Consider the following 25,561-nt stretch of genomic DNA (forward strand, 5'->3'; position numbering starts at 1 on the left):
CGCTCGACCAGGGTGGTGCGGCGCTCCGGCGCCGCACCACCCCTTCCCCTTTCCGCGCCGACTGGAGACCGCCCATGCCCCTCCGCAGCCGCAGCCGCACGTGCAGCCGCCCCCGTAGCCGCACCCGCACCTTCCTGTACGGCCTTCTCCTCGGCCTGCTGCTCGGCGCGGGCCTGTTGCCGGCCACCGCGGCGACGGCCGCGGACAACGGCACGTGGGGGGTGTTCCCGACGCCCGCGGCCGGCGCGGCGATGACCGACCGCGCCTACTTCTTCCACCAGGGCACGGCCGGGAGCACCCTCAGCGACAGCGTGACCCTCCTGAACTCCTCCGACAAGGAGCTGACGTTCCAGGTCTTCGCCACCGACGCCGTGAACACCCCGGCCGGCGGCGCCTTCGCGCTGCTGCCGGTGGAGACGAGGCCCAAGGACGTCGGCGCCTGGATCACCCTGGCGCCGGAGACCGCGAGCACCGTCACCGTGCCCGCCAAGGGCCGCAAGGACATCCCGTTCACCGTGCAGGTCCCGGCGGACGCGACGCCCGGTGACCACGTCGGCGGGATCGTCGCCCTGGGCACCGCCGTGGAGGGCGTACAGCAGGACGGCAAGGTCCAGGTCGGCGTGAAGCGCTCGGTCGGCGCCCGGCTCTACTTCCGGGTGCCGGGGCCCGTCACGGCGGGACTGAGCGTGGAGGACGTGCGGGTGAGCCGGTCGGCGCCGCTGCTGCCCTGGATCGGGAACGCCCGCGCCACGGTCTCGTACGCACTGGTCAACCGGGGCAATGTCGTCGTGGAACCCGAGGTGACGGTCTCCGCCGAGGGGCTGTTCGGGCGCAAGGTGCTGGACCGGCCCGCCCGCGGACTGAAGCTGTCCCTGCTGCCGGGCCAGCGGATCGAGCTGACCGAACCGTGGCCTGACGCCCCCCAGTCGGACTGGGTGACCGTCAGGATCAGGGCGGGCGCGGCGGGCCACCCCGATCTGCTCCCGGAGGCGGAGACGGAGTTCATCGCCGTGCCGTGGCCGGCCGTCGGCCTGCTCCTGGTCCTGGCCGGCGCGACGGCCACCGTGTGGGCGCTGCGCCGCCGGCGTCACGCGGAGGGCGAACAGCAGGAACCCGTAGCGGACTTGGCTGGGACGCGCTGACCGGCGAGGGTGTCCCCGGGTGACGGTATTCGGCCATCACCGGCGGGCGGGGAGGCACCACATGGAACGACAGCACGGCGACGCGGCCAAGGGCACGGGGCTGTTGACCCGCATCGAGCGGGCGCTGGGCACCGGCACCGCCGCCTACCTGCCCGGCGACGGCTGGATCCGCCTCACCCTCCCGCTGGAGGACGGCGGACCGGCCCCCGTCACGGTGGACGTGATCGCGGACACCGGACGGGCGCCGAAGGGGATCGTGTACCTGCTGCCCGGCGGCGGCCTGAACTTCGCGGCGGACTTCTTCACCCCGGGCGGACCGGGCGACCACAACCTCGCCCACGAACTGCGGCGCCGGGGCCTGCTCGTCGTCGGGGTCACCCCGCGCGAGGACGCGGCCGCGGCCGCCGGCATCACCGCCGGGCGGGGGCTCGCGGCGCACCGCCGGGACCTGGCCGCGGTGGTGCGCGCGCTGGATTCCCTCCTGGGCCTGCCGTACCAGTACGCGGGCCACTCCGCAGGGGCCGCCCTCGCCCTGGACGCCGCCTCGCACGACACCTCGCCGCGGCTGCGCCGGGTGGTGGCGCTGGACACCACCGGCCCGTACACGGGTGAGCGGGCCCTGCGGGCGGCCGCGACGTGCGACGCGTACGCCACCCAGCTCGCGCAGGGCGTCACCACCGTCGATCCGGGGCTCGCCGCCGTGGTCGCGAAGGCGGTGGCCGATCCGGACGGCGTCTCCCCGGTGCCCTGGCCGTCGGACCCCGCTCAGCGCTTCACCCATGCGGGGCTGGCCCACTTCGCGCTGATCCGCACCGCCGCCCTCCCGGGCCCGGCGAACTGGATCTACACCCAGGGGCACAGCGCCGGCAGCCATGCCTTCGGCCCGACCCCGGCCGAGGACCGGTTCGCCCTGACCCACACCCCGCTGGCCGTCTGGCACGCGGCCACCTCCGCCCTCGGCAGCGGCCTCGTCGCGACCGCCCTGATGCGGGATCTCGCGGCGGTCTGGGCGGGCGACGACGCCACCTACCGGATCGCCTGGGACCGGATCCGCGCCGAGGTCGTCTGGGTGAACACCGCCCTGGGCCGCGGCGACCACCCCCGGGGAGCGGAGCTGATCCGCGCCGCCGGGAACGAACGGGTCACCTTCACCGTGGTCCCCGGCTACGGCCACGGCGACGCGGTCTGGGGCGCCAAGGCCGCCACGGACGTCTGGTCGAGGTTCTGACGGGCGCCGGGAAACGCGACTCGCCCCCGCGGTGAGGGTTGCGGGGGCGAGTCGGCCGGTCCTACGGGGCTTGCCCGCGGTCAGTGGTTGCGGGGGAAGCCCAGGTCCACGCCGAGGTGGCCCTCGGAGGGGTCCGGCCAGCGGGTCGTGACGACCTTGCCGCGGGTGTAGAAGTGGATGCCGTCGTTGCCGTAGATGTGGTGGTCGCCGAAGAGCGAGTCCTTCCAGCCACCGAAGGAGTGGTAGCCCACCGGCACCGGGATCGGCACGTTGACGCCGACCATGCCGGCCTCGATCTCCAGCTGGAAGCGGCGGGCGGCGCCGCCGTCGCGGGTGAAGATCGCGGTGCCGTTGCCGAACGGCGAGGCGTTGATGAGCGCCACGCCCTCCTCGTAGGTCTCGGCGCGCAGCACGCACAGCACCGGGCCGAAGATCTCGTCGCGGTAGGCGTCGGAGTCGGTCTTGACGCGGTCCAGCAGGGACAGGCCGATCCAGTGGCCGTTCTCGTTGCCCTCGACCGTGAAGCCGGTGCCGTCGAGGACGACGTCCGCGCCCTGGTCGGCCGCGCCCTTCACGTAGGAGGCGACCTTGTCGCGGTGGGCGGCGGTGATCAGCGGGCCCATCTCGGAGTTCGGGTCGTTGCCGGGGCCGATCTTGATCTTCTCGGCGCGCTCGCGGATCTTCTCGACGAGCTCGTCGCCGATCGCGCCGACGGCGACCACGGCGGAGATCGCCATGCAGCGCTCACCGGCCGAGCCGTAGGCGGCAGAGACGGCCGCGTCGGCGGCGGCGTCCAGGTCGGCGTCCGGCAGGACCAGCATGTGGTTCTTGGCGCCGCCGAGGGCCTGGACGCGCTTGCCGTTGGCCGAGGCGGTGGTGTGGATGTGGCGGGCGATCGGGGTCGAGCCGACGAAGGAGACGGCGGCGATGCCGGGGTGGGCGAGCAGTGCGTCCACGGCCACCTTGTCGCCGTGGACCACGTTCAGCACGCCCGCCGGCAGACCGGCCTCGCTCGCCAGCTCGGCGAGCTTGTTGGCGGCCGACGGGTCCTTCTCGCTCGGCTTGAGGATGAAGGTGTTTCCGCAGGCCACAGCAAGCGGGAACATCCACATCGGGACCATCGCCGGGAAGTTGAAGGGCGTGATGCCCGCGACGACGCCCAGCGGCTGGCGGATCGAGGAGACGTCCACCCGGTTGGAGACGGAGGTGGACAGCTCGCCCTTGAGCTGCGTGGTGATCCCGCAGGCCAGCTCGACGATCTCCAGGCCCCGGGCGACCTCGCCGAGCGCGTCCGAGTGGACCTTGCCGTGCTCGGCGGTGATCAGCTCGGCGATGGCGTCACGGTTGGCGTCCAGCAGGGCGCGGTAGGCGAACAGCACCTTGGTGCGGGCGGCCAGCGAGGACTGGCCCCAGGTGAGGTAGGCCTCCTGGGCGACCCGTACGGCCGCGTCGACCTCGTCGGCCGAGGCGAGCGCGACCTGCGTGGTGACCTCGCCGGTGGCCGGGTCGGTGACCGGGCCGTAGTTGCCCGACGCGCCCTCGACGGTCTTGCCACCGATCCAGTGGTTGACGGTCTTCATTGCCTTGCTCCTTCACAGATGGCGACGTCGCTGCGCGGCTTGCCGGTCGTACTCTTCACGGGCCGTGGCAGCGGCCTTGCGGGTCGCGGTCTCGGCCACAGGAACATCCCACCACGCCTGTGCCGGGGGTGGGCCCGACACAGTGTCGGGCGTTCGGGTCTGTACGTAGACACATGTGGGACGGGTCGCCGAGCGGGCCTCGGCGAGGGCTTCGCGCAGGTCACGCGTGGTGCGGGCACGGATCACGGCCATTCCGAGGGACGCCGCGCAGGCCGCGAGGTCCACCGGAAGGGTGTCCCCCGTATACCCGGAGTCGGGTGCCCGGAAGCGGTACGCGGTGGCGAACCCCTCGCCGCCCACCGCCCCCGACAGGCCGCCGATGGAGGCGTAGCCGTGGTTGTCGAGGATCACCACCCTGACCGGGATCCCCTCCTGCACGGCCGTGACGATCTCGGTCGGATTCATCAGGTACGTGCCGTCGCCGACCAGCGCCCACACCGGGCGGCCGGGTGCGGCCAGCGCCACCCCGATGGCGGCGGGGATCTCGTAGCCCATGCAGGAGTAGCCGTACTCGACGTGGTACTGGTCGTGCGACCGGGCCCGCCACAGTTTGTGCAGGTCGCCGGGGAGGGAGCCGGCCGCGTTGATCAGGATGTCGGTGTCGTCGACCAGGGCGTCGAGCAGCCCGAGCACTTGGGCCTGGGTGGGCGGAGCATCCTCGTCCGCCTCCGGGACGGCGTAGGCACGGTCGACGCGGCTCTCCCAGCGGGCCCGCTCCGCCGCGTACCCCGCCCCGTACGCCGGATCGGTGCGGTGACCGGCGAGGGCGTCCCGGAGCTCGTCGAGGCCCTCGCGGGCGTCGGCGACCAGAGGCAGGGCGGCGAGCTTGTGGGCGTCGTACGGGTCGAGGTTGAGGCCGATGAACCGGACGGCCGGATTCTGGAAGAGGGTCGCGGAGGCGGTGGTGAAGTCGGTCAGCCGGGTCCCGGCGGCGATGACGAGATCGGCCTCCCGTGCGAGCGCGGCGGCGGTGGACGTCCCGGTGTGGCCGATCCCGCCCACGTCGGCGGGGTGCCCGTACGGCAGGACGCCCTTGCCCGCCTGGGTGACGGCCACCGGGATCCCCGTGGCCTCCGCGAAGGCGGCCAGCGCCGCGCGGGCCTCGCTGTGCCGGATCCCGCCGCCGGCGACGATCAGCGGGCGCGCGGAGCCCCGTACGGCCTCGGCGGCGCGGGCCAGCTCGTGCCGGTCCGGCCGGGGCCGGCGCACGCCCCACACCCGCTCGGCGAAGAACTCCTCGGGCCAGTCGTACGCCTGCGCCTGCACGTCCTGCGGCAGGGCGAGGGTGACGGCGCCGGTCTGCACCGGATCGGTGAGCACCCGTACGGCCTGCAGCGCGGCCGGGACCAGGGCCTCGGGGCGGGTGATCCGGTCGAAGTGGCGGGAGACGGGCCGCAGGGTGTCGTTGACGGAGACGTCCCCGGCGTACGGGACCTCCAGCTGCTGGAGGACGGGGTCGGCGGGCCGGGTGGCGAAGGTGTCCCCGGGCAGCAGGAGCACCGGGATCCGGTTGATGGTGGCGAGGGCGGCACCGGTGACGAGGTTGGTGGCGCCGGGCCCGATGGACGTGGTGACGGCGTGCGCGGAGAGCCGGCCGCACTGACGGGCGTACCCGACGGCGGCGTGCACCATGGCCTGCTCGTTGCGGCCCTGGAGGAACGGCATCGCCTCGGGCCCGCTCTCCAGGAGGGCCTGGCCGATGCCCGCCACGTTCCCGTGCCCGAAGATCCCCCAGGTGGCGGCGATCAGCCGGTGCCGGTGCCCGTCGCGCTCGGTGTACTGGCGGGACAGGAAGCGGACGAGCGCCTGCGCGACGGTGAGCCTCACCGGTGGTCCTCCGCCCGGGAGCGGGGCGGCCGGGGGAACGGCAGCCGGGGGTCGACGTCCTGCCCGTCCCAGGTGCCGCGGATCCAGCCGTGGTCGGGGTGGTCCCGGATCAGCCACTCCCGCGTCGCGCCCGGTCCGGCCATCACGTTCAGGTAGTACATGTCGTGCCCGGGGGCGGCGATGGACGGCCCGTGCCAGCCGTCGGGGATCAGCACGGCGTCCCCGGTGCGCACCTCGGCGAGGACGTCGGTCTTCCCGGCCGGGGAGGGGGTCACGCGCTGGTAGCCGAGCCCGGGGGTGTCCCCGTGCGGGGCGATCTCGAAGTAGTAGATCTCCTCCAGGCGGGACTCCTCGCCGGGGTGGTGCTCGTCGTGCTTGTGGGGCGGGTACGAGGACCAGTTCCCACCGGGGGTGAGCACCTCGACGGCGATGAGCCGGTCGCAGTCGAAGCCGTCCGGGCCGGCGGCGGCGAAGTTGTTGACCTGTCGCGAGCACTGGCCCGCGCCGCGGAGTTCCACGGGGACCTGTCCGGCGGGCCCGTACCGGGCAGGGAGCCGCGTCTCGCACCGCGCCCCGGCGAGGGCGAACCGGCCCCCGGCGGCCGATCGGATCTCCGCGTCCGCGTCCCGCGGCAGGTAGACGAAGTCGCTGACGCCGCTGAACACCCCGTTCCGCCCGTGCAGTTGGAACACCTCCGGCCCCGCCGGAGGACGGGGGGCAGGGTTCGGGCCAGAGCCCCGCTCTTTCAGCCCCGCCGGCGTTTGAGGCGCGGGGTCCGGGGCGGCGCCCCGGCAGCGGACCTCGCACCCGCCCGACAACGGGAGCACGATCCACTCCGACTCCCCGCACTCGTGCCCGTACACCTCCCCCGGGGCCAGGTCGAGGACCGTCAGCCTCGTCCACTCCATCCCCCACTCAGACACCACCGGCACGCCCCAGCACCTCCTCCACCTCGTGAGAGAACGGCATCGCCGCCCCGCACGCCAGCCGCGAGGCGACGATCGCCCCGGCCGCGTTCGCGTACCGCATCACCGCCTCCAGCTCCCACCCCGCCAGCAGCCCGTGGCACAGCGCCCCGCCGAACGCATCTCCCGCGCCCAGCCCGTTGACCACTTCGACCGGCACCGGTGCGACCTCCGCCACCGTCCCGTCCCGGTGGACCGCCAGCACGCCCTTCGGTCCCCGTTTGACGACGGCCAGTTCCACGCCCGCCGCCAGCAGGGCCCTCGCCGCCGCGTGCGGATCGGACTCGCCCGTGGCGATCTCGCACTCCTCCGCGTTGCCCACGGCCACCGTCGCCCACCGCAGCGCCCGTTCGTAGTACGGCCCGGGTTTCTCCCGCCACAGCATCGGCCGCCAGTCCAGGTCGAAGACCGTCGTACCGGTGCGCGCGCGGGCCTCCAGGGCCGCCAGTGTCGCCGCCCGCGAGGGCTCCTCGCTCAGGCCCGTGCCCGTCATCCAGAACAGGCGGGCGGCCCGTACCGCCGCCAGGTCCACCTCGTCCGCCGCGATCTCCAGATCCGGCGCCTTCGGCAGCCGGTAGAAGTACAGCGGGAAATGGTCCGGCGGGAAGATCTCGCAGAAGGTGATGGGGGTCGGCAGTCCGGGCACCTCTGTCACCCAGCGGTCGTCCACCCCGAATCCCCGCAGTTCGGACCGCAGGTACCCGCCGAAGGGGTCCGCGCCGGTCCTGGTGATCACCGCCACCCGTCGCCCCAGCCGGGCCGCCGCGACGGCCACGTTCGTCGGGGAGCCGCCCAGGAACTTGCCGAAGGTCTCGGCCTCGGCCAGTGGAATGCCGGTCGTCAACGGGTAGAGATCCACCCCGATCCGGCCCATCGTGATCAGGTCGAACGCGAACGGATCGCCGGTGCCGGTCACAGTCAGTCCTCCCGTTGGTCCTCCACCCTAAGGTGGCCGTTATGACGTCCTCCCCGCCCGCGCTGACCCGTATCCGCATCGGTTCGGCTCCGGACTCCTGGGGGGTCTGGTTTCCCGACGACCCCCGGCAGACCCCGTGGGAACGCTTCCTCGACGAGGTCGCGGACGCCGGGTACGAGTGGATCGAACTCGGCCCCTACGGCTATCTGCCCACCGATCCCGCCCGCCTCGCCGAGGAAACGGCCAAGCGCGGGCTGCGCGTCTCGGCCGGCACCGTCTTCACCGGACTCCATCACGGGCCCGCCGTGTGGGAGGACACCTGGGCGCACGTGTCGCGGATCGCGGCGCTCACCCGGGCCATGGGCGCCGCCCATCTCGTCGTCATCCCCTCCTTCTGGCGGGACGACAAGACCGGGGAGGTGCTGGAGGACCGCACCCTGACCCCCGGCCAATGGCGTGAACTGGCCTCCCAGACCGAGCGGCTCGGCCGGGAGGTCCAGGACCGGTACGGGCTGCGGATCGTCGTCCATCCGCATGCCGACACCCACATCGACACCCCGGAGAACGTGGCACGTTTCCTGGACGCCACCGACCCCGGCCTGGTATCGCTCTGCCTGGACACGGGGCACTACGCGTACTGCGGCGGGGACAGCGTGCAGGCCCTCGAGACCTTCGGCGAGCGGATCGGCTACCTCCACCTCAAGCAGGTGGATCCGCGGATCCTCGCCGAAGTCGTCGCGCAGGAACTGCCCTTCGGTCCGGCCGTGGGCCGGGGGGTGATGTGCGAACCGCCCTCGGGGGTGCCCGCGCTGGAACCGGTGCTCGCGGCGGCCCAGCGTCTGGGCGTCGACCTCTTCGCCGTCGTGGAGCAGGACATGTACCCGTGCCCGCCCGACCGGCCGCTGCCGATCGCCCGGCGCACCCGCGCCTACCTCCGCTCCTGCGGAGCCCGCTGACCCACGCAAGGAAAGGAAGGACGACATGAGCACGCTCGGCATCGCAGTCATCGGCACCGGGAAGATGGGCGCCGACCACGTGCGCCGGATCGGGGGGACCGTCGGCGGGGCCCGCGTGGTGGCCGTGGCCGACCCGGACGGGGACCGGGTCAAGGAGATCGCGGGATCCCTGGACGGGGCGACGGCGCACACCGACCCGGCGGCCGCGATAGCCGCACCCGGGGTGCAGGCCGTACTGATCGCCTCTCCCGGTCCGGCCCACGAGGAGGCGATCCTGCGCGCCCTGGAGCGGGAGCTGCCGGTGCTGTGCGAAAAGCCGCTGACCCCGGACCCGGCGGGGGCGCTGCGCGTCATGGAGGCCGAACAGCGGCTGGGGCGGCGCCTGGTGCAGGTGGGGTTCATGCGGCGGTACGACGCCGAATACGAGCGGCTGAAGCAGCTGCTGGACGCGGGCGGGATCGGGCGCCCGCTCTTCCTGCACTGCCGTCACCGCAATGCCTCCTCGCCGTCGTTCTTCACCAGCGACATGCTGATCAGCGACTCGGTGGTGCACGAGGTGGACGCGGCCCGGTGGTTGCTGGGTCAGGAGATCACCGCCGTCACGGTGCTCTCCCCCAGGCCCACGGCGGCCGCTCCCGAGGGGCTGAGCGATCCCCGGCTGGTGCTGCTGGAGACCTCCGGCGGGGCCGTGGTGGACGTGGAGATCTTCGTCAACTGTGGTTTCGGCTACCAGGTGCAGTGCGAGGCGGTCGGCGAGGCGGGCAGCGCCCGGATCGGCGACGGTCACGCGATGGTGGTGCAGTCGGCCGGCCGGTGGGGCGGCGAGATCGCCCAGGACTTCACGGTGCGCTTCGCCGATGCCTACGACCGGCAGCTGCGGAGCTGGGTGGCGGCGGCCGGTCGCGGCCGGGTCGCCGGGCCCGACGCATGGGACGGCTACGCCGCGGCCGCAGTCTCCGAGGCGGGGCTTTCGGCCGCGCGCAGCGGCGTACGGACCGAGGTGGAGCTGGCGGAGCGTCCGGCCCTGTACCGCTGACGCCCCGCCGGTTCCTCACGGGACCTCTGTGGCCCCCTTGTCACAGTGATCCCTCTTCTGTCACGCATGTCCGCATCACGCGGGTATTCCGTCACAGGCGCTCGACAGCCCCTCCCCTGCCGTCGCTCCGCGTCGTTCCCCGGGCACAACGCGAGTGATCGTCAGTGTCCACGTGCCGGCTCCCCCGACGGCCTCCCGGCCGGCCCCGCGGCGTGGACAAGGAGGTGTCCAGCATGAGCGACCGACAGCTGTGGTCGTACAAGGAGATCGCTGCCCACATCCGGGTCCAGCCGGACACCGTGCGCTCGTACCGCAAGCACGGGCTGCTGCCCACGCCCGACCACGTGGAGAGGGGCAAGCCCTACTGGTACGCCGACACCGTGCGCGCCTGGGTGGCCCGCCGGCCCGGGAACCGGGGCCGCCGCGAGGACTGACCGGTGCGGCGGGGGTGCGGCGGCGGTACGGGGCCCCACGCGGGTCCCCCGCACCGCCCCCGCCTAGGTACCGGCGCCGACGGGTATCCGGTCCGGCTCCTGCTTCGGGGGCGCGGACTCCCCCTCGCTCAGGCCGAACCTCTCGTGCAGTCGGCGCAATGGGGCGGGGGCCCACCAGGTGGCCCGGCCGGTCAGCTTCATCACCGCCGGGACCAGAAGGCTGCGGACGACCATGGCGTCCATCAGGACCGCCAGCGCGATCCCGAGCCCCAGCATCTTGGTGTTGGTCACCCGGGAGGTGCCGATGGCCACCATCACCACCGCCAGGATCACGGCGGCCGCGGTGATCAGCCCGCCGGTGCGGGCCAGCCCCGTCCGGACGGCGCTCTCATGGTCCCCGGTCCGGTCGTACTCCTCCTTGATACGGGAGATGAGGAAGACCCCGTAGTCCATGGAGAGCCCGAAGGCGATGCAGAACATCAGCACCGGCAGGGTGGTCTCTATGTCCCCGGTGGCGGTGAAGGAGAGGAGCCCGGAGAGGTTGCCCTCCTGGAACACCCACACCACCGCCCCGAACATCGCGGTGAGACTGAGGGCGTTGAGCAGCACCGCCTGCAGCGGTATCAGCAGGCTCCCGGTGAGCAGGAACACCAGCAGCAGCGTGGCCAGGACGACGAGGGCCGCCGCCGCGGGCAGTGCGCCCGCGATGGCCTTCTGCGCGTCGACGAGCACGGCCGCCTGTCCGGTCACCGAGGTCTTGAAGCCGGCGTCCACGGCGCGGACCTCGTCGACCAGGTCCCGGGCCGTCTGTCCCACGGCCTCGCCCTCGACGGCTATCGAGAAGGAGGCGTAGTCGCTTCCCGTCGCGGAGGCGACCGGCCCGTCGACCCGGACCACTCCGGGCAGCGCTGCCAGCCGGTCCCGGTAGTCCGCGAGGCGGTCGGGGCCGGGCGATCCCTCGGCGAGCACCGTCAGACCGCCGCCGGGGCTGTTCGGGAACCCGTCCCGGATCTGCTCCTGCACCACGTGCGAGGGGGCGTCCTTCGGGAGCTGCCGGTCGTCCACCGTGCCGAACTTGACGCCGATGAAGGGCAGTCCGAGCAGCAGCAGGCCAACCGTGGTGGCCACGGCGAACACCGGGGCGCGCCGCATCACCAGGGCGGCCGTCCGGGCCCAGCCCTTCCCCGTCTCCTCCGGTCCGGCGGAGGCCCGCGGCCGGCCGCGCCGCCACAGCCGGCGCAGGTCGAGGGCGTTGACGCGCTCGCCGAGGAGCACCAGGGCGGCCGGCAGCACGATCAGTGCGGCCGCCGCCGCGAGCAGGACGACCGCGACTCCGGCGTAGGCGAAGGAGCGCAGGAAGTACATGGGGAAGAAGAGCATCGCCGAGAGCGAGACGGCGACGGTGAGCGCCGAGAACAGCACGGTGCGCCCGGCGGTGCGCAGGGTGGCCCCGACGGCGGCCACGGGATCGCGTCCGGCGGCGAGTTCCTCGCGGAACCGGCGGACGATGAACAGGGCGTAGTCGATGGCGAGCCCGAGGCCGAGTGCGGTGGTCAGGTTCTGGGCGAAGACGGAGACGTCGGTGACTTCGGTGAGCCCGCGCAGCACGGCATTGGTACCGAGGATGGCCACGATGCCGACACCCAGCGGGAGCAGGGCGGCGACCGCGCTGCCGAAGACGAGGACGAGCAGGACGAGGGTGACGGGCAGCGCGATCAGCTCGGCGCGCAGCAGGTCCTCCTGGATGGTCTCGGTGACCTCGCGCTGGACCGCGGCGGGGCCGCCGAGCGAGACCCGCACCGGGCCGTGCGCGCCCTCGTAGCGCGGGGCGATGCGCTCCAGCGCGGCGGTGGCCGTCTTCTCGTCGCCCTGGACGCGGGCGGCGATGAGTGCCTGCCGGCCGTCCTCGGAGCGCAGCGCGGGCAGCCGGGTGCTCCAGTACGAACCGACGCCGACGACCCCCCGTTCGGCGGCGAGCGCGGTGGCGAGCCGTCCGGCCTCGGCGGCGACGGCGGGATCGTCGACCCCGCCGGTGCCCGGCGCGGCGTCGACGAGCAGGAGCAGGTTGGGCTCGGAGTGCGGGAACTCGCGCTCCAGGGCCTGTGTGGCGTAGGTGGACTGGGCGCCCGGGTCCTCCCAGCCGCCACTTCCCAGCCGGTCGGCGACGCCGCCGCCCGCGAACACGGCCAGGGCCGTGACCAGCAGGGCGAGCAGCAGCGTGAGCCGCGGCCGGGCCGTGACGAACCGGGTCCACCCCCCGGCCGCCGCGGAGGACGGCGGATTCTTGACTTCGGACATGACTCGGTGTCCCCTTCACCGTGATTGCCAGGCCACATAGACTGGCAAACACGAGCAGTCGCTCGCGTTTCTCAAGAATGCGAGCGATCACTCGCGTTTGTCAATCGCCCACGGGAAGCAGGGGATTGGACATGCCGAGGACGCCAGCGGCCAAAAGCACTGAAAAAGGGACCAAAAGCTCCGCCGAAATCGCCGCGGCCCCCGCCGACACGGCCGCCGCGACCACGGCCGCCCCCACCCCGCGCCGCCGCCAGGCCCGCGGCGAGCGCCGCATCTCCCAGCTGCTCTCCGCCGCCGCCGGGGTGTTCTGCCGTACCGGCTACGCCGCGGCCAGCACCAACGCCATCGCCCGCGAGGCAGGCGTGTCGCCGGGCACCCTCTACCAGTACTTCCCGAACAAAGAGGCCATCGCGATGGAGCTCGGCGGCCAGCTGCTCCAGCGCGCGAACGAGATGCACGGGCAGGCCTTCCGCCCCGAGAACCTCAAACGCCCGCTGCCCGAGCTGCTCGACGCCGTTCTCGACCCGGTCATCGCCTTCAACTGCGAGAACCCGGCCTTCTGGGCCCTCATGCACGGCACCGGCGTCCCCGGCATCGCCCAGGAGCACGAGGAACTGCACGCCGGCCTGCTCACGCGGATCGACGCCGTCCTGCGCGACTTCTGCCCGCAGGCCGCGCCCCACGAGCTCGCGCACACCTCGAACATGATCCTGGGCATCTTCAAGGCGTCCCTGGACCTGATCCTGGCCCACGAGGGCGACGAGCGCGCCGCCTACATCGCCGAGCTCAAGACCGTCCTGCTGCGCTACCTGGAGCCGATGATCACCGCGACTCCCGCCCACTGACCCGCCCGGCCCGCCCGGCCCGCAGCACCTCGCCACCCTCCGGGCCCCGTGCGCGGGCCGGCAGCAGAAGGACCGGCCGTACGGCGAACCGCGCGCCGCCGCGCGGGGTCCGGGCGATGACCCGGGAGAGCCACGACGGTCGGGGCCGCAGCGCACCGCCGCCGCCACGATCAGGGCGAGGCCTCCCGGGTGATCCATACCGGCCATTTATGTACAGTCCGGCCATACCGGCCAGTTTTCCGTCCAGGATCGAAAGACCGGGAGCCGATGCTCGCTTTCATACCCCCCAGGGGTATAGTCTCGAAGAGTCGGGAGGACGGTGGAAACATCGGCCGCCCCTCCCGGTGACCGGCACACGCCCCTGAAGAGGAGAACGACATGACCGCCGAGACGGACACCCAGACCACCACCGTCTACCGGGTGACCGGCATGACCTGCGGGCACTGTGAGGGCGCGGTGACCGCCGAGCTCTCCGCCCTGCCGGGCGTCAGCACGGTCAAGGCCGTCGCCGCGACCGGCGAGGTCACCGTGGTCTCCGCCGCCCCGCTCGCGGACGAGGACGTCCGCGCCGCCGTCGACGAGGCCGGCTACGAGCTCGTCGGACAGGTCTGAGCGGCCCGCACCTCCCGCACGGCATCCGCGGCAGCAGCCCCGCGGAACCCTGCCGGGCCGTGCCGGCCAGCTGATACTGGACCCGTACGGCCCGGCCCTCCCCCTGGAGCCGGAACATGAGCAGCAGCACAGTGCACGACGGACCCATAACGGCGGTCGAGCTCTCGATCGGCGGGATGACCTGCGCCTCCTGCGCGGCCCGCATCGAGAAGAAGCTCAACCGGATGGACGGCGTCGAGGCCTCGGTGAACTACGCCACCGAGAAGGCCCTCGTCTCCTACACCGGTGACGTGCAGGTCGCCGACCTGATCGCGACCGTCGTCAGGACCGGGTACACCGCCGAGGAGCCCCCGCCGCCGGCCCCGGAGGCCGCCGAGGAGGCGGAGGGACGGACCGAGGCGCCCGACCCGGCACTCGCCGCACTGCGGCAGCGACTGCTGGTCTCCGTCGCGCTCGCCCTGCCCGTAGTCCTGCTCGCGATGGTCCCCGCCCTGCAGTTCGACAACTGGCAGTGGCTCTCCCTGACCCTCGCGGCCCCCGTCGTCATCTGGGGCGGGTTCCCCTTCCACAAGGCCGCCTGGACCAACGCCCGGCACGGCGCAGCCACCATGGACACCCTGGTCTCCGTCGGCACGCTGGCCGCCTTCGCCTGGTCGCTGTGGGCCCTGTTCTTCGGCCACGCGGGCATGCCCGGCATGCGCCACGGGTTCGACCTCACGATCTCCCGCACGGACGGCTCCTCCGCCATCTACCTGGAGGTCGCGGCCGGCGTCGTCTCCTTCATCCTGCTGGGCCGCTACCTGGAGGCCCGCTCCAAGCGGAAGGCGGGCGCCGCCCTCAAGGCCCTGCTGGAACTGGGAGCCAAGGACGTTGTCGTCCTGCGCGCCGGCCAGGAGGTCCGGATCCCGGTGAGCGCCCTCGCGGCCGGCGACCGGTTCGTCGTCCGCCCCGGCGAGAAGATCGCCACCGACGGCACCGTCGTCGAGGGCAGCTCCGCCGTGGACGCCTCCATGCTGACCGGCGAGTCCGTCCCGGTCGACGTCACCGTGGGCGACTCCGTCACCGGGGCCACCGTCAACACCTCCGGACGCCTGGTCGTCGAGGCCACCCGGATCGGCGCCGACACCCAGCTCGCCCGGATGGCGAAGATGGTGGAGGACGCGCAGAACGGCAAGGCCGAGGTGCAGCGCCTCGCCGACCAGATCTCCGGGATCTTCGTGCCCGTCGTCCTGGTGCTCGCGCTCGGCACCTGGATCACCTGGCTGCTGATCACCGACGACCCCGCCGCCGCCTTCACCGCGGCCGTGGCCGTCCTGATCATCGCCTGCCCCTGCGCCCTGGGCCTGGCCACCCCGACCGCGCTGATGGTCGGCACCGGGCGGGGCGCGCAGCTCGGCATCCTGATCAAGGGACCCGAGGTACTGGAGTCCACCCGCCGCGTGGACACCGTCGTGCTGGACAAGACCGGCACCGTCACCACCGGCCGGATGACGCTCTCCGGCGTCTTCACCGCCACAGACGTGGACGAGCGCGAACTGCTGCGCCTCGCCGGGTCCCTGGAGCACGCCTCGGAGCACCCGATCGCCCGGGCCGTGGCCACCGGGGCCGTGGAGCGTGCGGGCGCCCTGCCCGTCCCGGAGTCCTTCGAGAACGTCGCCGGGCTCGGCGTCCAGGGCGTGGTCGACGGGCACGCCGTCCTGGTGGGCCGCGAGCGGCTGCTGGCCGACTGGTCGATCGAGCTGCCGGCCGCACTGGCCGGGGCCAAGGCGGCCGCCGAGGCCGCGGGCGGCACCGCCGTCCTGGTGGCCTGGGACGGCGCGGCACGCGGGGTCCTGACCGTGGCCGACGCGGTCAAGGAGACCAGCGCCGAGGCGGTCGCCCGGCTCCGCGCGCTCGGCCTCACCCCGGTGCTGCTGACCGGTGACAACAGGGCCGTGGCCGAGACGGTGGCCCGCGAGGTGGGCATCGACGAGGTGATCGCCGAGGTGCTCCCGCAGGACAAGGTGGACGTCGTACGCCGCCTGCAGGCCGAGGGCCGTACGGTCGCCATGGTCGGCGACGGGGTCAACGACGCGGCGGCCCTCGCCCAGGCGGACCTGGGACTGGCCATGGGCACCGGCACGGACGCGGCCATCGAGGCCGGGGACCTGACCCTCGTCCGGGGCGACCTGCGGGTCGCGGCGGACGCCATCCGGCTCTCCCGCCGGACCCTGTCCACCATCAAGGGCAACCTGTTCTGGGCCTTCGGATACAACGTGGCGGCCCTGCCGCTGGCGGCCGCCGGTCTGCTCAATCCGATGATCGCGGGGGCCGCGATGGCCTTCTCCTCGGTCTTCGTGGTGACCAACAGCCTCCGGTTGCGGTCCTTCCGCTAGTGGCCCGCCTCCCCACGGTGCGCACACTTCCTTCACGGGAGACGCAGATCACAGTGACCGCAACGTAACCATCCGGGGTCGTCACAGGTCTAATGGGGCGATACCAAGAACGTCTTGGGGGACGTTTCACGGAGACCTGGGGGGTTTCCGTGGGTATCAGACGGCCGGGACACGTACCCGCGGGAGGCTTTGAGCGGCCCTCCCGGACGAACGGGTCCCGGCACACCGACGCCCCGACTCGGGTCCCGTGGGGGGAATCCGTTTCGGGGAAAGGGAAGCGCCCCGACCGTCGACCCGTGGGGGGATCGACGGCGGGGCGCTTCTCGTACGAGCAGGACCACCTGCGGCGTGCAACCGCGCGGCCGCACGCCGCGCGGAGGAAAGCCTCGGGTCAGCGGGCTTCCACGGGGACGAAGTCGCGCAGGACCTCGCCGGTGTAGATCTGGCGCGGGCGGCCGATGCGGGAACCCGGCTCCTTGATCATCTCGTGCCACTGGGCGATCCAGCCGGGAAGGCGGCCGAGCGCGAAGAGCACGGTGAACATCTCGGTGGGGAAGCCCATCGCCCGGTAGATCAGACCGGTGTAGAAGTCCACGTTCGGGTAGAGGTTGCGCTCGACGAAGTAGTCGTCGGCCAGCGCGTGCTCTTCCAGCTTGAGCGCGATGTCGAGCAGCTCGTCGCTCTTGCCGAGCGCCGAGAGGACGTCGTGCGCCGCCGCCTTGATGATCTTCGCCCGGGGGTCGAAGCTCTTGTAGACACGGTGTCCGAAGCCCATGAGGCGGACGCCGTCCTCCTTGTTCTTCACCTTGCGGATGAAGGCATCGACGTCGCCGCCGTCGTTCTTGATGCCTTCCAGCATCTCGAGGACGGACTGGTTGGCGCCACCGTGCAGCGGACCCCACAGGGCCGAGATGCCGGCGGAGATCGAGGCGAACATGTTCGCCTGCGAGGAGCCGACCAGACGCACGGTGGAGGTCGAGCAGTTCTGCTCGTGGTCCGCGTGCAGGATGAGCAGCTTGTCGAGTGCGGAGACCACGACCGGGTCCAGGTCGTACTCCTGGGCCGGCACGGAGAAGGTCATGCGCAGGAAGTTCTCGACGTAGCCGAGGTCGTTGCGCGGGTAGACCACCGGGTGGCCGACCGACTTCTTGTACGCGTAGGCCGCGATCGTCGGGAGCTTGGCCAGCAGCCGGATCGTCGAGAGGTTGCGCTGCGTCTCGTCGAACGGGTTGTGGCTGTCCTGGTAGAACGTCGACAGCGCGCTGACCACGGAGGACAGCATCGCCATCGGGTGCGCGTCACGCGGGAAGCCGTCGTAGAAGCGCTTCACGTCCTCGTGCAGCAGCGTGTGCTGGGTGATGTCGTTGCGGAACGACGCGAGCTGGTCGACGGTCGGCAGCTCGCCGTTGATCAGCAGGTACGCGACCTCGATGAAGGTCGAGCGCTCGGCGAGCTGCTCGATCGGGTAGCCGCGGTAGCGCAGGATGCCCTGCTCACCGTCGAGGTAGGTGATCGCGGACTTGTAGGCCGCGGTGTTGCCGTACCCACTGTCCAAGGTGACGAGCCCGGTCTGGGCCCGCAGCTTCGAGATGTCGAAGCCCTGGTCACCGACGGTGCTTTCGACCACCGGGTAGGTGTATTCACCGTCCGCGTACCGGAGTACTACAGAGTTGTCGCTCACGTCATCCCTCACCGACGTAGTGCCTCTTCTTCGAGGTGCCCTGACTGCCTCTACCTTCCCCCATTTGGCGCAGGAGAGTGCACTCGGGGTCGGCCTTTGGTGCTTGTGACGGCACTGAGTGCCGCCAACCTCCTCATCCTGCCCCCCAGCACCGGATGCCGGAACCCCAAATGATCGATCATCTAGGTGATGTTTCCCACCGGTATCCGGCCGGACAGCCGGGCAGCGACCGCCGTGTACCTCCTGCCTGCGGAAACGGTACGCACCGCTTGGCCGAGCGCCTTGCGGGACCCGACGAGGACGACCAGTTTCTTCGCCCTGGTCACCGCCGTGTAGAGCAAGTTGCGCTGGAGCATCATCCAGGCCCCGGTGGTGACGGGGATCACCACGGCCGGATATTCACTCCCCTGTGAACGGTGAATGGTGACGGCGTAGGCGTGGGCCAGCTCGTCGAGCTCCCCGAACTCGTACACAATCTCCTCATCCTCCTCCGTCCGCACCGTCAGGCGCTGTTCGTCCAGGTCCAAACCGGTGACCACGCCGACCGTGCCGTTGAAGACGCCGCTCACGCCCTTCTCGTAGTTGTTCCGGATCTGGGTCACCTTGTCGCCCACCCTGAAGACCCTGCCGCCGAACCTCTTCTCCGGCAGACCGGGCCGGGCCGGCGTCATGGCCTGCTGGAGCAGCCCGTTGAGGTTTCCGGCGCCGGCCGGACCGCGGTGCATCGGCGCAAGCACCTGGACGTCCCGCCGCGGATCGAGTCCGAACCTGGCCGGAATCCTGCGGGCCGCCACGTCCACGGCCAGCACCCCGGCCGCCTCGGTGTCCTCCTCGGGGAAGAGGAAGAAGTCCGGCAGCCCGTCGGTGATCGGCGGCAACCCGGTGTTGATCCGGTGGGCGTTGGTGACCACTCCGGATTGCTGCGCCTGCCGGAAGATCCGCGTCAGGCGCACCGCGGGCACCGGGCCGCCCTCCGCGAGCAGGTCCCGCAGCACCTCCCCGGCGCCGACCGACGGCAGCTGGTCCACATCGCCGACCAGCAGCAGGTGTGCGCCGGGGGCCACCGCCTTGACCAGCTTGTTGGCCAGCAGCAGGTCCAGCATCGAGGCCTCGTCGACCACGACCAGGTCCGCGTCCAGGGGCCGCTCCCGGTCGTACGCCGCGTCCCCGCCCGGCTTGAGCTCCAGCAGCCGGTGCACCGTGGAGGCCTCGGCCCCGGTGAGTTCGGCCAGCCGCTTCGCCGCCCGGCCGGTGGGCGCGGCCAGCACCACCTTGGCCTTCTTCGCCCGGGCCAGCTCGACGATCGAGCGGACAGTGAAGGACTTGCCGCAGCCCGGGCCGCCCGTGAGGACGGCGACCCGGCGGGTCAGCGCCAGCTTGACCGCGTCCCGCTGCTCGGGGGCGAGCGTGGCCCCCGTCCGCCCCGCGAGCCAGCCCAGGGCCTTGTCCCAGTCCACGTCCCGGAAGCCCGGCATCCGGTCGTCCTCGGCGTGCAGCAGCCGGCGCACCTGCCCCACCAGGGACAGCTCGGCCCGGTGGAAGGGCACCAGGTACACGGCGGTGAGCGGATCCGGCCCGCCCTGCGGATCCGGTACGGACTCCCGCACGACCCCTTCCGGGTCGGCGGCGAGTTCGGCCAGGCAGTCGATCACCAGCCCGGTGTCCACCTGGAGCAGCTTGACCCCGTCGGCGATGAGCCGGTCCTCGGGCAGGAAGCAGTGGCCCTGGTCGGTGGACTGGGACAGGGCGTACTGCAGGCCCGCCTTGACCCGCTCGGGGCTGTCGTGCGGGATGCCGACGGCCTGGGCGATGCGGTCGGCGGTGAGGAAGCCGATGCCCCACACGTCGGCGGCGAGCCGGTAGGGCTGGTTCTTCACCACGGAGATGGAGGCGTCCCCGTACTTCTTGTAGATGCGCACGGCGATGGAGGTGGAGACGCCGACGCCCTGGAGGAAGACCATGACCTCCTTGATCGCCTTCTGCTCCTCCCAGGCGGCCCCGATCAGCTTCGTCCGTTTGGGGCCGAGCCCGGGCACCTCGATCAGCCTCTTCGGCTCGCCCTCGATGACATCGAGGGTGTCGGTGCCGAAGTGCTCCACGATCCGGTCGGCGATCTTCGGTCCGATGCCCTTGATCAGACCGGAGCCGAGGTAGCGGCGGATGCCCTGGATGGTCGCCGGGAGCACGGTCCGGTAGTTCTCCACGGTGAACTGCTTGCCGTACTGCGGGTGGGATCCCCAGCGTCCCTCCATGCGCAGGGACTCGCCGGGCTGGGCGCCCAGCAGCGAGCCGACCACGGTGAGCAGGTCACCGCTGCCGCGGCCGGTGTCCACGCGGGCGACCGTGTACCCGCTCTCCTCGTTGGCGTAGGTGATGCGTTCGAGCACGCCGTCGACCACCGCCAGTTGCACCGCCCGCGGCGCCCCCTCTGCTGCCATGCCCCGAAACTACCGGGCGGCGCCGACAGCGCGCCGGTCCTGTGGACAACGCAAAGGGGGTCCCGCCTCGCGGCCGGACCCCCTCACGGTTACCCCTCCCGTGTCGGACTTCCCGATCCCCCCAGATCCCTCCCCGGAAGCACCGACGCAACATACGACCCTCGATGCGCCCGGAGGGTTGCATCCGGAATCGCAGCTTTACGTTTCCGTTACCCAACGCCTACTCAAGGTGCCGGCGAATCGGCACAGAAGTAGCGTTTCCGGCATGAGTGAATCTTCATTCCAGGACGACGTGCTGGGCGAGCTCGGCGACGACAGGCTGACCGAGATCGCCGGCCTGCTCGGCACGGACACCGACGGCGCCAGGGCCACCGTCACGGAGACCGTCGGCGCCATGACCGGCGACCTCCGGCAGAAGGCGGACGCGGACGACGACGAGGGCGTGGAGGTGCGCCGGGCCCTCGCCGAGGTGGCCGAGCCCCCGCTGCAGGGCGTGTCCACGCTCGGCGGCCTCGGCGGCCTGCTCAGCGGCGGAATGATGGCCGGGGTGCTGGCCAAGGTGAGCAAGCCCGTGGCGAACGCCGTCTCGAAGAAGACCGGCATCCCCGCCGCCACGGTCAGCCGGGTGATCGAGATGCTGATCCCGGTCCTGCTGGCGGTCCTCGCGAAGCGCGCCTCCGGCAAGGCGGCGGGCGCCGGGACGGCGGGTACGGCGGGTACGGCGGGCTCGGCCCCCGGCAGCGCCCCCGCGGCGGGCGGCGGCCTCGGAGACCTGCTGGGCGACATCCTCGGCGGCGGCAAGAAGTAGCCCCTCGGGCCCGGCCCGATCGGCAGGACACCCCCTAGAGTTGCCCCATGGCTGAGAGCGTGCGGCTCCGCGACCCGGAACCGGGGGACCTGGGGTGGATCGTGCAGCGCCACGGCGCGCTGTACGCCTCCGAGTACGGCTGGAACAGCGACTTCGAGGGCCTGGTCGCCCGGATCGTCGCGGACTTCGCCCAGGACCACGACCCCCACCTCGAACGCGTGTGGATCGCGGAGCTGGACGGCCGCCCCGTCGGCTCGGTGATGTGCGTACGGGAGGAGGGCGCGCCCGGCACCGCCCGGCTGCGGCTGCTCCTGGTCGACCCGCAGGGCCGCGGCCGCGGCGTCGGCACCCTGCTGGTCGACACCGTCGTGGCCTTCGCCCGCTCCGTGGGCTACCGCGAGCTGGTGCTGTGGACCAACGACGTGCTGACCGACGCCCGCGAGCTCTATCTGCGGGCCGGCTTCACCCTGATAGCGGAGCGGCACCACCGCTCGTACGGAGTGAGCCTGACGGGACAGGACTGGCGGCTCCCGCTGCAGGAGGGCTCCCCGCGCTGACGCCCGAACCGACCCCCGTACGGTTCACGGCGCGCGCGGGGGCCAGCGAGGTCAGCGCCACGCCGCCCACCAGCAGTAGGGCCGCCAGCCAGCGCAGCCCCGAGACGGACTCCCCGAGGACCAGGGCCGCCGAGGACATCCCGAAGACGGGGACCAGCAGCGAGAACGGCGCCACCGAGGAGGCCGGGTAGCGGCGCAGCAGGTAGCCCCAGGCGCCGAAGCCGAAGACGGTGGACACCCAGGCGACGTAGCCGATGACGGCCGCCCCGGACCAGTCCAGCGCCCGCAGCGCGGCGAGGTCCCGTTCGGGGCCCTCCAGCAGCAGCGAGAGCGCGAGCAGCGGCAGTACCGGAACCGTGCACACCCACACCATGAAGTTCAGGGCGTCGGGCGGCGAGGCCTTGCGGGTCAGGACGTTGGACACGCCCCAGCAGGCGGCGGCCGCGACGACCAGGGTGAAGCCGAGCACCGGCCCGGAGGTCCCCCCGTCCACCGCGGCGACCGCGATCCCGGCCAGCGCCACGGTCATCCCGAGCACCCGCACCCGGCCCGGCCGTTCGCGCAGGACGACGGCGGCGAGCACGGCGGTGAAGACGGCCTGGACCTGGAGGACGAGGGAGGACAGCCCGGCCGGCATCCCGGCGTCCATGCCGGTGAAGAGCAGGCCGAACTTGGCGATGCCGAGCGCGATCCCGACCCCGACGATCCACTTCCAGGCGACCTTGGGCCGACCGACGAGGAACACCGCGGGCAGGGCGGCGACCAGGAAGCGCAGGGCGGACAGGAGCAGCGGCGGGAAGTGGTCGAGGCCGATCTCGATGACCACGAAGTTGAAGCCCCAGACGGCGGCGACGAGCACGGCGAGTGCGGTGTGTACGGGACGCATGCTCCGAGCATCGACCCCCCGACCATGTAGCACCAGCTCGGATCTCTTCCGGGATGGATGAAGCATTGCTTACGCATGTCCGCGGTGCCACGATGGAGGCATGCTCGATCTCGCCCGGCTGCGCGCCCTGCACGCCGTCTCCGTCCACGGCTCGGTCGCCGGCGCGGCGGCCGCCCTCGGCTACACCCCCTCGGCGGTCTCGCAGCAGATCTCCAAGCTGGAACGGGAGACCCGCACCACCCTGCTGGAACGGCGCGGCCGTGGGGTCGCACTCACCGAGGAGGCCCGCCATCTGGCCGACACGGCCCAGGAGTTGCTGGCGATCGTGGAGCGCGCGGAGACCACCCTGGAGGAGCGGCGCGGGCAGCCGAGCGGGCTGCTGACGGTGGCCGCCTTCGCCTCGGCGGCGCGCGGGCTGATGCCGCAGGTGCTGGCGGACCTGGCCCTGCGGCATCCGGCGCTCGACGTACGGCTCACGGAGGTGGACCCGCACCTGTCCGTGGAACTGGTGGCCCGCGGGGTCACCGATCTGGCAGTGGCCCACGACTGGGACATCGCCCCGCTGCCCGCGCCCGAGGGGATCGAGCAGGCGGTGATCGGGGACGACCTCTGCGATCTGGTGGTGCCGGCCGGACACCCCTTCACCACCCGCCGGGTCATCCGGCGCTCCGACCTCGGCGGCGAGCGCTGGGTGTGCCAGCCGCCGGGCCGGGTCTGCCACGACTGGCTGATGCGGACCCTGCGCACCGCCGGTTTCGAGCCCGACATCGCGCATGTCGCCGAGGAGAACCACACCATCGTCGCCCTGGTCGCGGCCGGCCTCGGGGTGGCCGTCGTACCCCGGCTGGGCACCGGAGCGCTCCCGCCGGGCGCGGTGGCCGTACCGCTGGAGCCGGGCCCCGTACGCCGGCTGTACGCCCTGTGGCGCACCGGCGCCGCCCGCCGCCCGGCGATCACCGAAGCCGTCCGCACCCTCCAGGACCACTGGGCCGCACGCGGCTGAGCATCGGCCGCACATACGTCGCCCGGGGCGACACGCCGCCGACACGCCCGGTCCCGCCCGGAGGGCAGCGGTAGGGTCCGGCGCGTGCCGAACCACGCCTCGCGCCGGAATCTGCTCGCCGCGGCCGCCATGGCCGCCGTAACGGCCGCCGGGGCCGCTTCCGCCGCGGCGGGACCCCGCCGCGGCAGCGTCCCCGACGACGCGCGGCCCCCGGGCAGCCGCCCCGGCCGGGCGCGGCTGCGCGCGATCGTGGACGGGATGAGCCTCGACGAGAAGGTCGGGCAGCTCTTCGTCTCCCGGGCGTACGGGCATTCGGCGACCGATCCCGAGCCGGCGGACGCCGAGCAGAACCTGGCTGCCTTCGGGGTGCGCACCGCCGCCGAGCTGGTCTCCCGGTACCACCTCGGCGGGATCATCTACTTCGCCTGGGCCCACAACACCCAGGACCCGCGGCAGATCGCCTCGCTCTCGGTGGGCCTGCAGCAGGCCGCCCTCACCACCGGCGCCCGGATCCCACTGCTGCTCTCCACCGACCAGGAGCACGGCGCCGTGGCCCGGATCGGCAGGCCGGCGGCCCTGCTCCCGGGGGCGATGGCGCTCGGTGCGGCCGGTTCCACCGCGCACGCCCGGCGGGCCGCGCGCATCGCGGGCACGGAGCTGGCCGCCATGGGCATCCGGCAGGACTACGCGCCGGTGGCCGACGTCAACGTCAATCCGGCCAATCCGGTGATCGGCGTACGGTCCTTCGGCTCCGACCCGCACGCCGTGGCGGAGCTGGTGGCCGCCCAGGTCCACGGCTACCAGGGCGCCGGGGTGGCCGCCACCGCCAAGCACTTCCCCGGCCACGGGGACACCGAGACCGACAGCCACGTCGGCCTGCCGGTGATGCGGCACACCCGCGCCGCCTGGGAGGAGCTGGACGAACCGCCCTTCCGGGCCGCGGTGGAGGCGGGCGTGGACGCCATCATGACGGCGCACATCGTCTTCCCCGCGCTCGATCCCTCGGGGGACCCGGCGACCCTCTCCCGGCCGATCGTCACCGGCCTGCTGCGCGAACGCCTGGGCTTCGAGGGGGTGGTGGTCACCGACGCCCTCGACATGGCCGGGGTCCGCCAGAAGTACGGGGACGACCGCGTCCCCGTACTGGCCCTGCTGGCGGGCTGCGACCAGCTGCTGAACCCCCCGGACCTGGGGCTCGCGCACCGCAGCGTGCGGGCGGCCGTCGAGGCGGGCGAGCTGTCCGCGGCACGGATCGAGCAGTCGGTGCTGCGGATCCTGGAACTGAAGGCCCGCCGGGGCCTGCTCGACGAGGCGTACACCACGGGCCGGGATGTGGACAGCGTCGTGGGCATCCAGGAGCACCTCGACGCCGCCGACACGATCGCGGCCGCCACCACGACCCTGCTGGCCGATCCCCGCGGGCTGGTGCCCTTCGACGGGACGGCCGGGCCACGGCTGCTGGTCACCGGGGCGGACCCGGTCTCCCCCTCGGGTACCACCGGGCCCCCTACGGTCGTACTGGCCCGGGAACTGACCGCACTGGGCTGCCGGGCCACGGCGGTGCCGCCCGCCCGCGCCGTGGCGGCCGCGCCCGGTCACGCGGCGGTGTTGGTGTGCACGTACAACGTCCCGGAGGGGATGAGTCCGCAGCGCACGCTGGTGGCGGACCTGATCGCGACCGGTGTTCCGGTCGTCTCGCTGGCCGTCCGCAATCCGTACGACCCGGCCCGGCTGCCGGCCTGTGCGGCGGAGCTGGCGACGTACTCCTGGACGGATGTGGAGATGCGGGCGGCGGCCCGGGTGCTCACCGGGAGGGTCCGGCCCTCCGGCCGGCTCCCCGTCCCCGTCCCCGGCCGCTACCCGCTGGGCCACGGGCTGACGCGCTGATCGCTCAGGCACCGGCCCGCGGCCCGC

General features: G+C 72.7%; 19 protein-coding genes and 1 pseudogene. 12 read left to right on the top strand and 8 right to left on the bottom strand.

Features of this window, described 5'->3' with window-relative positions; translation table 11 throughout:
• Positions 1-74 precede the first annotated feature (74 nt).
• Both OG444_RS14455 and OG444_RS14460 read left to right on the top strand, forming a co-directional pair.
• Positions 75-1,142 carry a WxL protein peptidoglycan domain-containing protein gene (locus tag OG444_RS14455; protein ID WP_327262569.1) on the top strand — a complete coding sequence of 356 codons (1,068 nt, stop codon included), beginning with the start codon at positions 75-77 and terminating at the stop codon, positions 1,140-1,142.
• A gap of 61 nt (positions 1,143-1,203) precedes the next feature.
• Positions 1,204-2,370, top strand: a complete 1,167-nt coding sequence (locus OG444_RS14460; protein WP_327262570.1) for a hypothetical protein — start codon at positions 1,204-1,206, stop codon at positions 2,368-2,370.
• A gap of 80 nt (positions 2,371-2,450) precedes the next feature.
• Here OG444_RS14460 and OG444_RS14465 read toward each other — a convergent pair whose 3' ends face one another.
• From OG444_RS14465 to iolC, 4 genes are read right to left on the bottom strand one after another with little or no spacing between them, the layout of a single operon-like run.
• Positions 2,451-3,950, bottom strand: a complete 1,500-nt coding sequence (locus OG444_RS14465) for a CoA-acylating methylmalonate-semialdehyde dehydrogenase (protein ID WP_327262571.1) — start codon at positions 3,948-3,950, stop codon at positions 2,451-2,453.
• A 12-nt stretch (positions 3,951-3,962) separates the two neighbouring features.
• Positions 3,963-5,837 carry a 3D-(3,5/4)-trihydroxycyclohexane-1,2-dione acylhydrolase (decyclizing) gene (gene iolD / locus OG444_RS14470; RefSeq protein ID WP_327262572.1) on the bottom strand — a complete coding sequence of 625 codons (1,875 nt, stop codon included), beginning with the start codon at positions 5,835-5,837 and terminating at the stop codon, positions 3,963-3,965.
• Positions 5,834-6,745, bottom strand: a complete 912-nt coding sequence (gene iolB, locus OG444_RS14475) for a 5-deoxy-glucuronate isomerase (protein ID WP_327266779.1) — start codon at positions 6,743-6,745, stop codon at positions 5,834-5,836. Before iolB ends, iolD begins: the two co-directional genes overlap by 4 nt.
• Before the next feature lie 7 nt (positions 6,746-6,752).
• Positions 6,753-7,718 (bottom strand): 5-dehydro-2-deoxygluconokinase, encoded by a 966-nt coding sequence (gene iolC / locus OG444_RS14480; RefSeq protein ID WP_327262573.1) that lies wholly within the window; start codon positions 7,716-7,718, stop codon positions 6,753-6,755.
• Between the two features lie 41 nt (positions 7,719-7,759).
• Between iolC and OG444_RS14485 the strand changes: the two genes are divergently transcribed.
• The 3 genes from OG444_RS14485 to OG444_RS14495 all read left to right on the top strand — a co-directional run bounded on the left by OG444_RS14485 (position 7,760) and on the right by OG444_RS14495 (position 10,144).
• A complete protein-coding gene (locus OG444_RS14485; RefSeq protein ID WP_327262574.1) occupies positions 7,760-8,674 on the top strand; it encodes a sugar phosphate isomerase/epimerase family protein in 915 nt (304 codons plus the stop codon).
• Positions 8,675-8,699: 25 nt separating this feature from the next.
• A complete protein-coding gene (locus OG444_RS14490; protein WP_327262575.1) occupies positions 8,700-9,710 on the top strand; it encodes a Gfo/Idh/MocA family protein in 1,011 nt (336 codons plus the stop codon).
• Between the two features lie 233 nt (positions 9,711-9,943).
• Entirely contained in the window at positions 9,944-10,144 is a 201-nt protein-coding gene (locus OG444_RS14495) for a helix-turn-helix transcriptional regulator (protein ID WP_266391501.1), read from the top strand.
• 63 nt (positions 10,145-10,207) lie between these two features.
• Here OG444_RS14495 and OG444_RS14500 read toward each other — a convergent pair whose 3' ends face one another.
• Positions 10,208-12,442 (bottom strand): MMPL family transporter, encoded by a 2,235-nt coding sequence (locus OG444_RS14500; protein WP_327262576.1) that lies wholly within the window; start codon positions 12,440-12,442, stop codon positions 10,208-10,210.
• A 131-nt stretch (positions 12,443-12,573) separates the two neighbouring features.
• On the opposite strand from OG444_RS14500, the gene OG444_RS14505 reads away from it, so the two are divergent.
• From OG444_RS14505 to OG444_RS14515, 3 genes are all read left to right on the top strand, one after another.
• Positions 12,574-13,287, top strand: coding sequence for a TetR/AcrR family transcriptional regulator (locus OG444_RS14505; protein ID WP_327262577.1), 714 nt, complete (start codon positions 12,574-12,576; stop codon positions 13,285-13,287).
• A gap of 378 nt (positions 13,288-13,665) precedes the next feature.
• Positions 13,666-13,899 carry a heavy-metal-associated domain-containing protein gene (locus tag OG444_RS14510; RefSeq protein ID WP_327262578.1) on the top strand — a complete coding sequence of 78 codons (234 nt, stop codon included), beginning with the start codon at positions 13,666-13,668 and terminating at the stop codon, positions 13,897-13,899.
• A gap of 116 nt (positions 13,900-14,015) precedes the next feature.
• Positions 14,016-16,274, top strand: coding sequence for a heavy metal translocating P-type ATPase (locus OG444_RS14515; protein WP_327262579.1), 2,259 nt, complete (start codon positions 14,016-14,018; stop codon positions 16,272-16,274).
• Between the two features lie 391 nt (positions 16,275-16,665).
• Here OG444_RS14515 and OG444_RS14520 read toward each other — a convergent pair whose 3' ends face one another.
• Together OG444_RS14520 and recD2 are read right to left on the bottom strand one after the other, a co-directional pair.
• A complete protein-coding gene (locus OG444_RS14520; protein ID WP_030716028.1) occupies positions 16,666-17,955 on the bottom strand; it encodes a citrate synthase in 1,290 nt (429 codons plus the stop codon).
• A gap of 182 nt (positions 17,956-18,137) precedes the next feature.
• Positions 18,138-20,393 (bottom strand): SF1B family DNA helicase RecD2, encoded by a 2,256-nt coding sequence (gene recD2, locus OG444_RS14525; RefSeq protein WP_327262580.1) that lies wholly within the window; start codon positions 20,391-20,393, stop codon positions 18,138-18,140.
• Between the two features lie 265 nt (positions 20,394-20,658).
• Between recD2 and OG444_RS14530 the strand changes: the two genes are divergently transcribed.
• Positions 20,659-21,201 carry a DUF937 domain-containing protein gene (locus tag OG444_RS14530; RefSeq protein ID WP_327262581.1) on the top strand — a complete coding sequence of 181 codons (543 nt, stop codon included), beginning with the start codon at positions 20,659-20,661 and terminating at the stop codon, positions 21,199-21,201.
• Positions 21,202-21,245: 44 nt separating this feature from the next.
• Positions 21,246-21,758 (top strand): annotated as a pseudogene (locus OG444_RS14535) (GNAT family N-acetyltransferase); the annotation flags it as partial.
• On the opposite strand, the gene OG444_RS14540 reads toward OG444_RS14535, so the two are convergent.
• Entirely contained in the window at positions 21,664-22,644 is a 981-nt protein-coding gene (locus OG444_RS14540) for an EamA family transporter (RefSeq protein ID WP_327262582.1), read from the bottom strand. The pseudogene OG444_RS14535 and the gene OG444_RS14540 overlap by 95 nt on opposite strands.
• 100 nt (positions 22,645-22,744) lie before the next feature.
• Between OG444_RS14540 and OG444_RS14545 the strand changes: the two genes are divergently transcribed.
• Both OG444_RS14545 and OG444_RS14550 read left to right on the top strand, forming a co-directional pair.
• The gene (locus OG444_RS14545; protein ID WP_327262583.1) at positions 22,745-23,647 is read left to right on the top strand and encodes a LysR family transcriptional regulator; all 903 of its coding nucleotides are present in this window, start codon (positions 22,745-22,747) and stop codon (positions 23,645-23,647) included.
• 84 nt (positions 23,648-23,731) lie between these two features.
• Positions 23,732-25,534 (top strand): glycoside hydrolase family 3 protein, encoded by a 1,803-nt coding sequence (locus OG444_RS14550; protein WP_327262584.1) that lies wholly within the window; start codon positions 23,732-23,734, stop codon positions 25,532-25,534.
• The last annotated feature ends 27 nt before the right edge of the window (positions 25,535-25,561 follow it).

The organism is Streptomyces sp. NBC_01232 (genome assembly GCF_035989885.1).
Lineage (GTDB): Bacteria > Actinomycetota > Actinomycetes > Streptomycetales > Streptomycetaceae > Streptomyces.

Coding starts and splice junctions, on each gene's coding strand:
- OG444_RS14455 (WP_327262569.1), top strand. CDS start 75: ATGCCCCTCCGCAGCCGCAGCCGCACGTGCAGCCGCCCCCGTAGCCGC.
- OG444_RS14460 (WP_327262570.1), top strand. CDS start 1,204: ATGGAACGACAGCACGGCGACGCGGCCAAGGGCACGGGGCTGTTGACC.
- OG444_RS14465 (WP_327262571.1), bottom strand. CDS start 3,950: ATGAAGACCGTCAACCACTGGATCGGTGGCAAGACCGTCGAGGGCGCG.
- iolB (WP_327266779.1), bottom strand. CDS start 6,745: ATGGAGTGGACGAGGCTGACGGTCCTCGACCTGGCCCCGGGGGAGGTG.
- OG444_RS14485 (WP_327262574.1), top strand. CDS start 7,760: ATGACGTCCTCCCCGCCCGCGCTGACCCGTATCCGCATCGGTTCGGCT.
- OG444_RS14490 (WP_327262575.1), top strand. CDS start 8,700: ATGAGCACGCTCGGCATCGCAGTCATCGGCACCGGGAAGATGGGCGCC.
- OG444_RS14495 (WP_266391501.1), top strand. CDS start 9,944: ATGAGCGACCGACAGCTGTGGTCGTACAAGGAGATCGCTGCCCACATC.
- OG444_RS14500 (WP_327262576.1), bottom strand. CDS start 12,442: ATGTCCGAAGTCAAGAATCCGCCGTCCTCCGCGGCGGCCGGGGGGTGG.
- OG444_RS14505 (WP_327262577.1), top strand. CDS start 12,574: ATGCCGAGGACGCCAGCGGCCAAAAGCACTGAAAAAGGGACCAAAAGC.
- OG444_RS14510 (WP_327262578.1), top strand. CDS start 13,666: ATGACCGCCGAGACGGACACCCAGACCACCACCGTCTACCGGGTGACC.
- OG444_RS14515 (WP_327262579.1), top strand. CDS start 14,016: ATGAGCAGCAGCACAGTGCACGACGGACCCATAACGGCGGTCGAGCTC.
- recD2 (WP_327262580.1), bottom strand. CDS start 20,393: ATGGCAGCAGAGGGGGCGCCGCGGGCGGTGCAACTGGCGGTGGTCGAC.
- OG444_RS14530 (WP_327262581.1), top strand. CDS start 20,659: ATGAGTGAATCTTCATTCCAGGACGACGTGCTGGGCGAGCTCGGCGAC.
- OG444_RS14540 (WP_327262582.1), bottom strand. CDS start 22,644: ATGCGTCCCGTACACACCGCACTCGCCGTGCTCGTCGCCGCCGTCTGG.
- OG444_RS14545 (WP_327262583.1), top strand. CDS start 22,745: ATGCTCGATCTCGCCCGGCTGCGCGCCCTGCACGCCGTCTCCGTCCAC.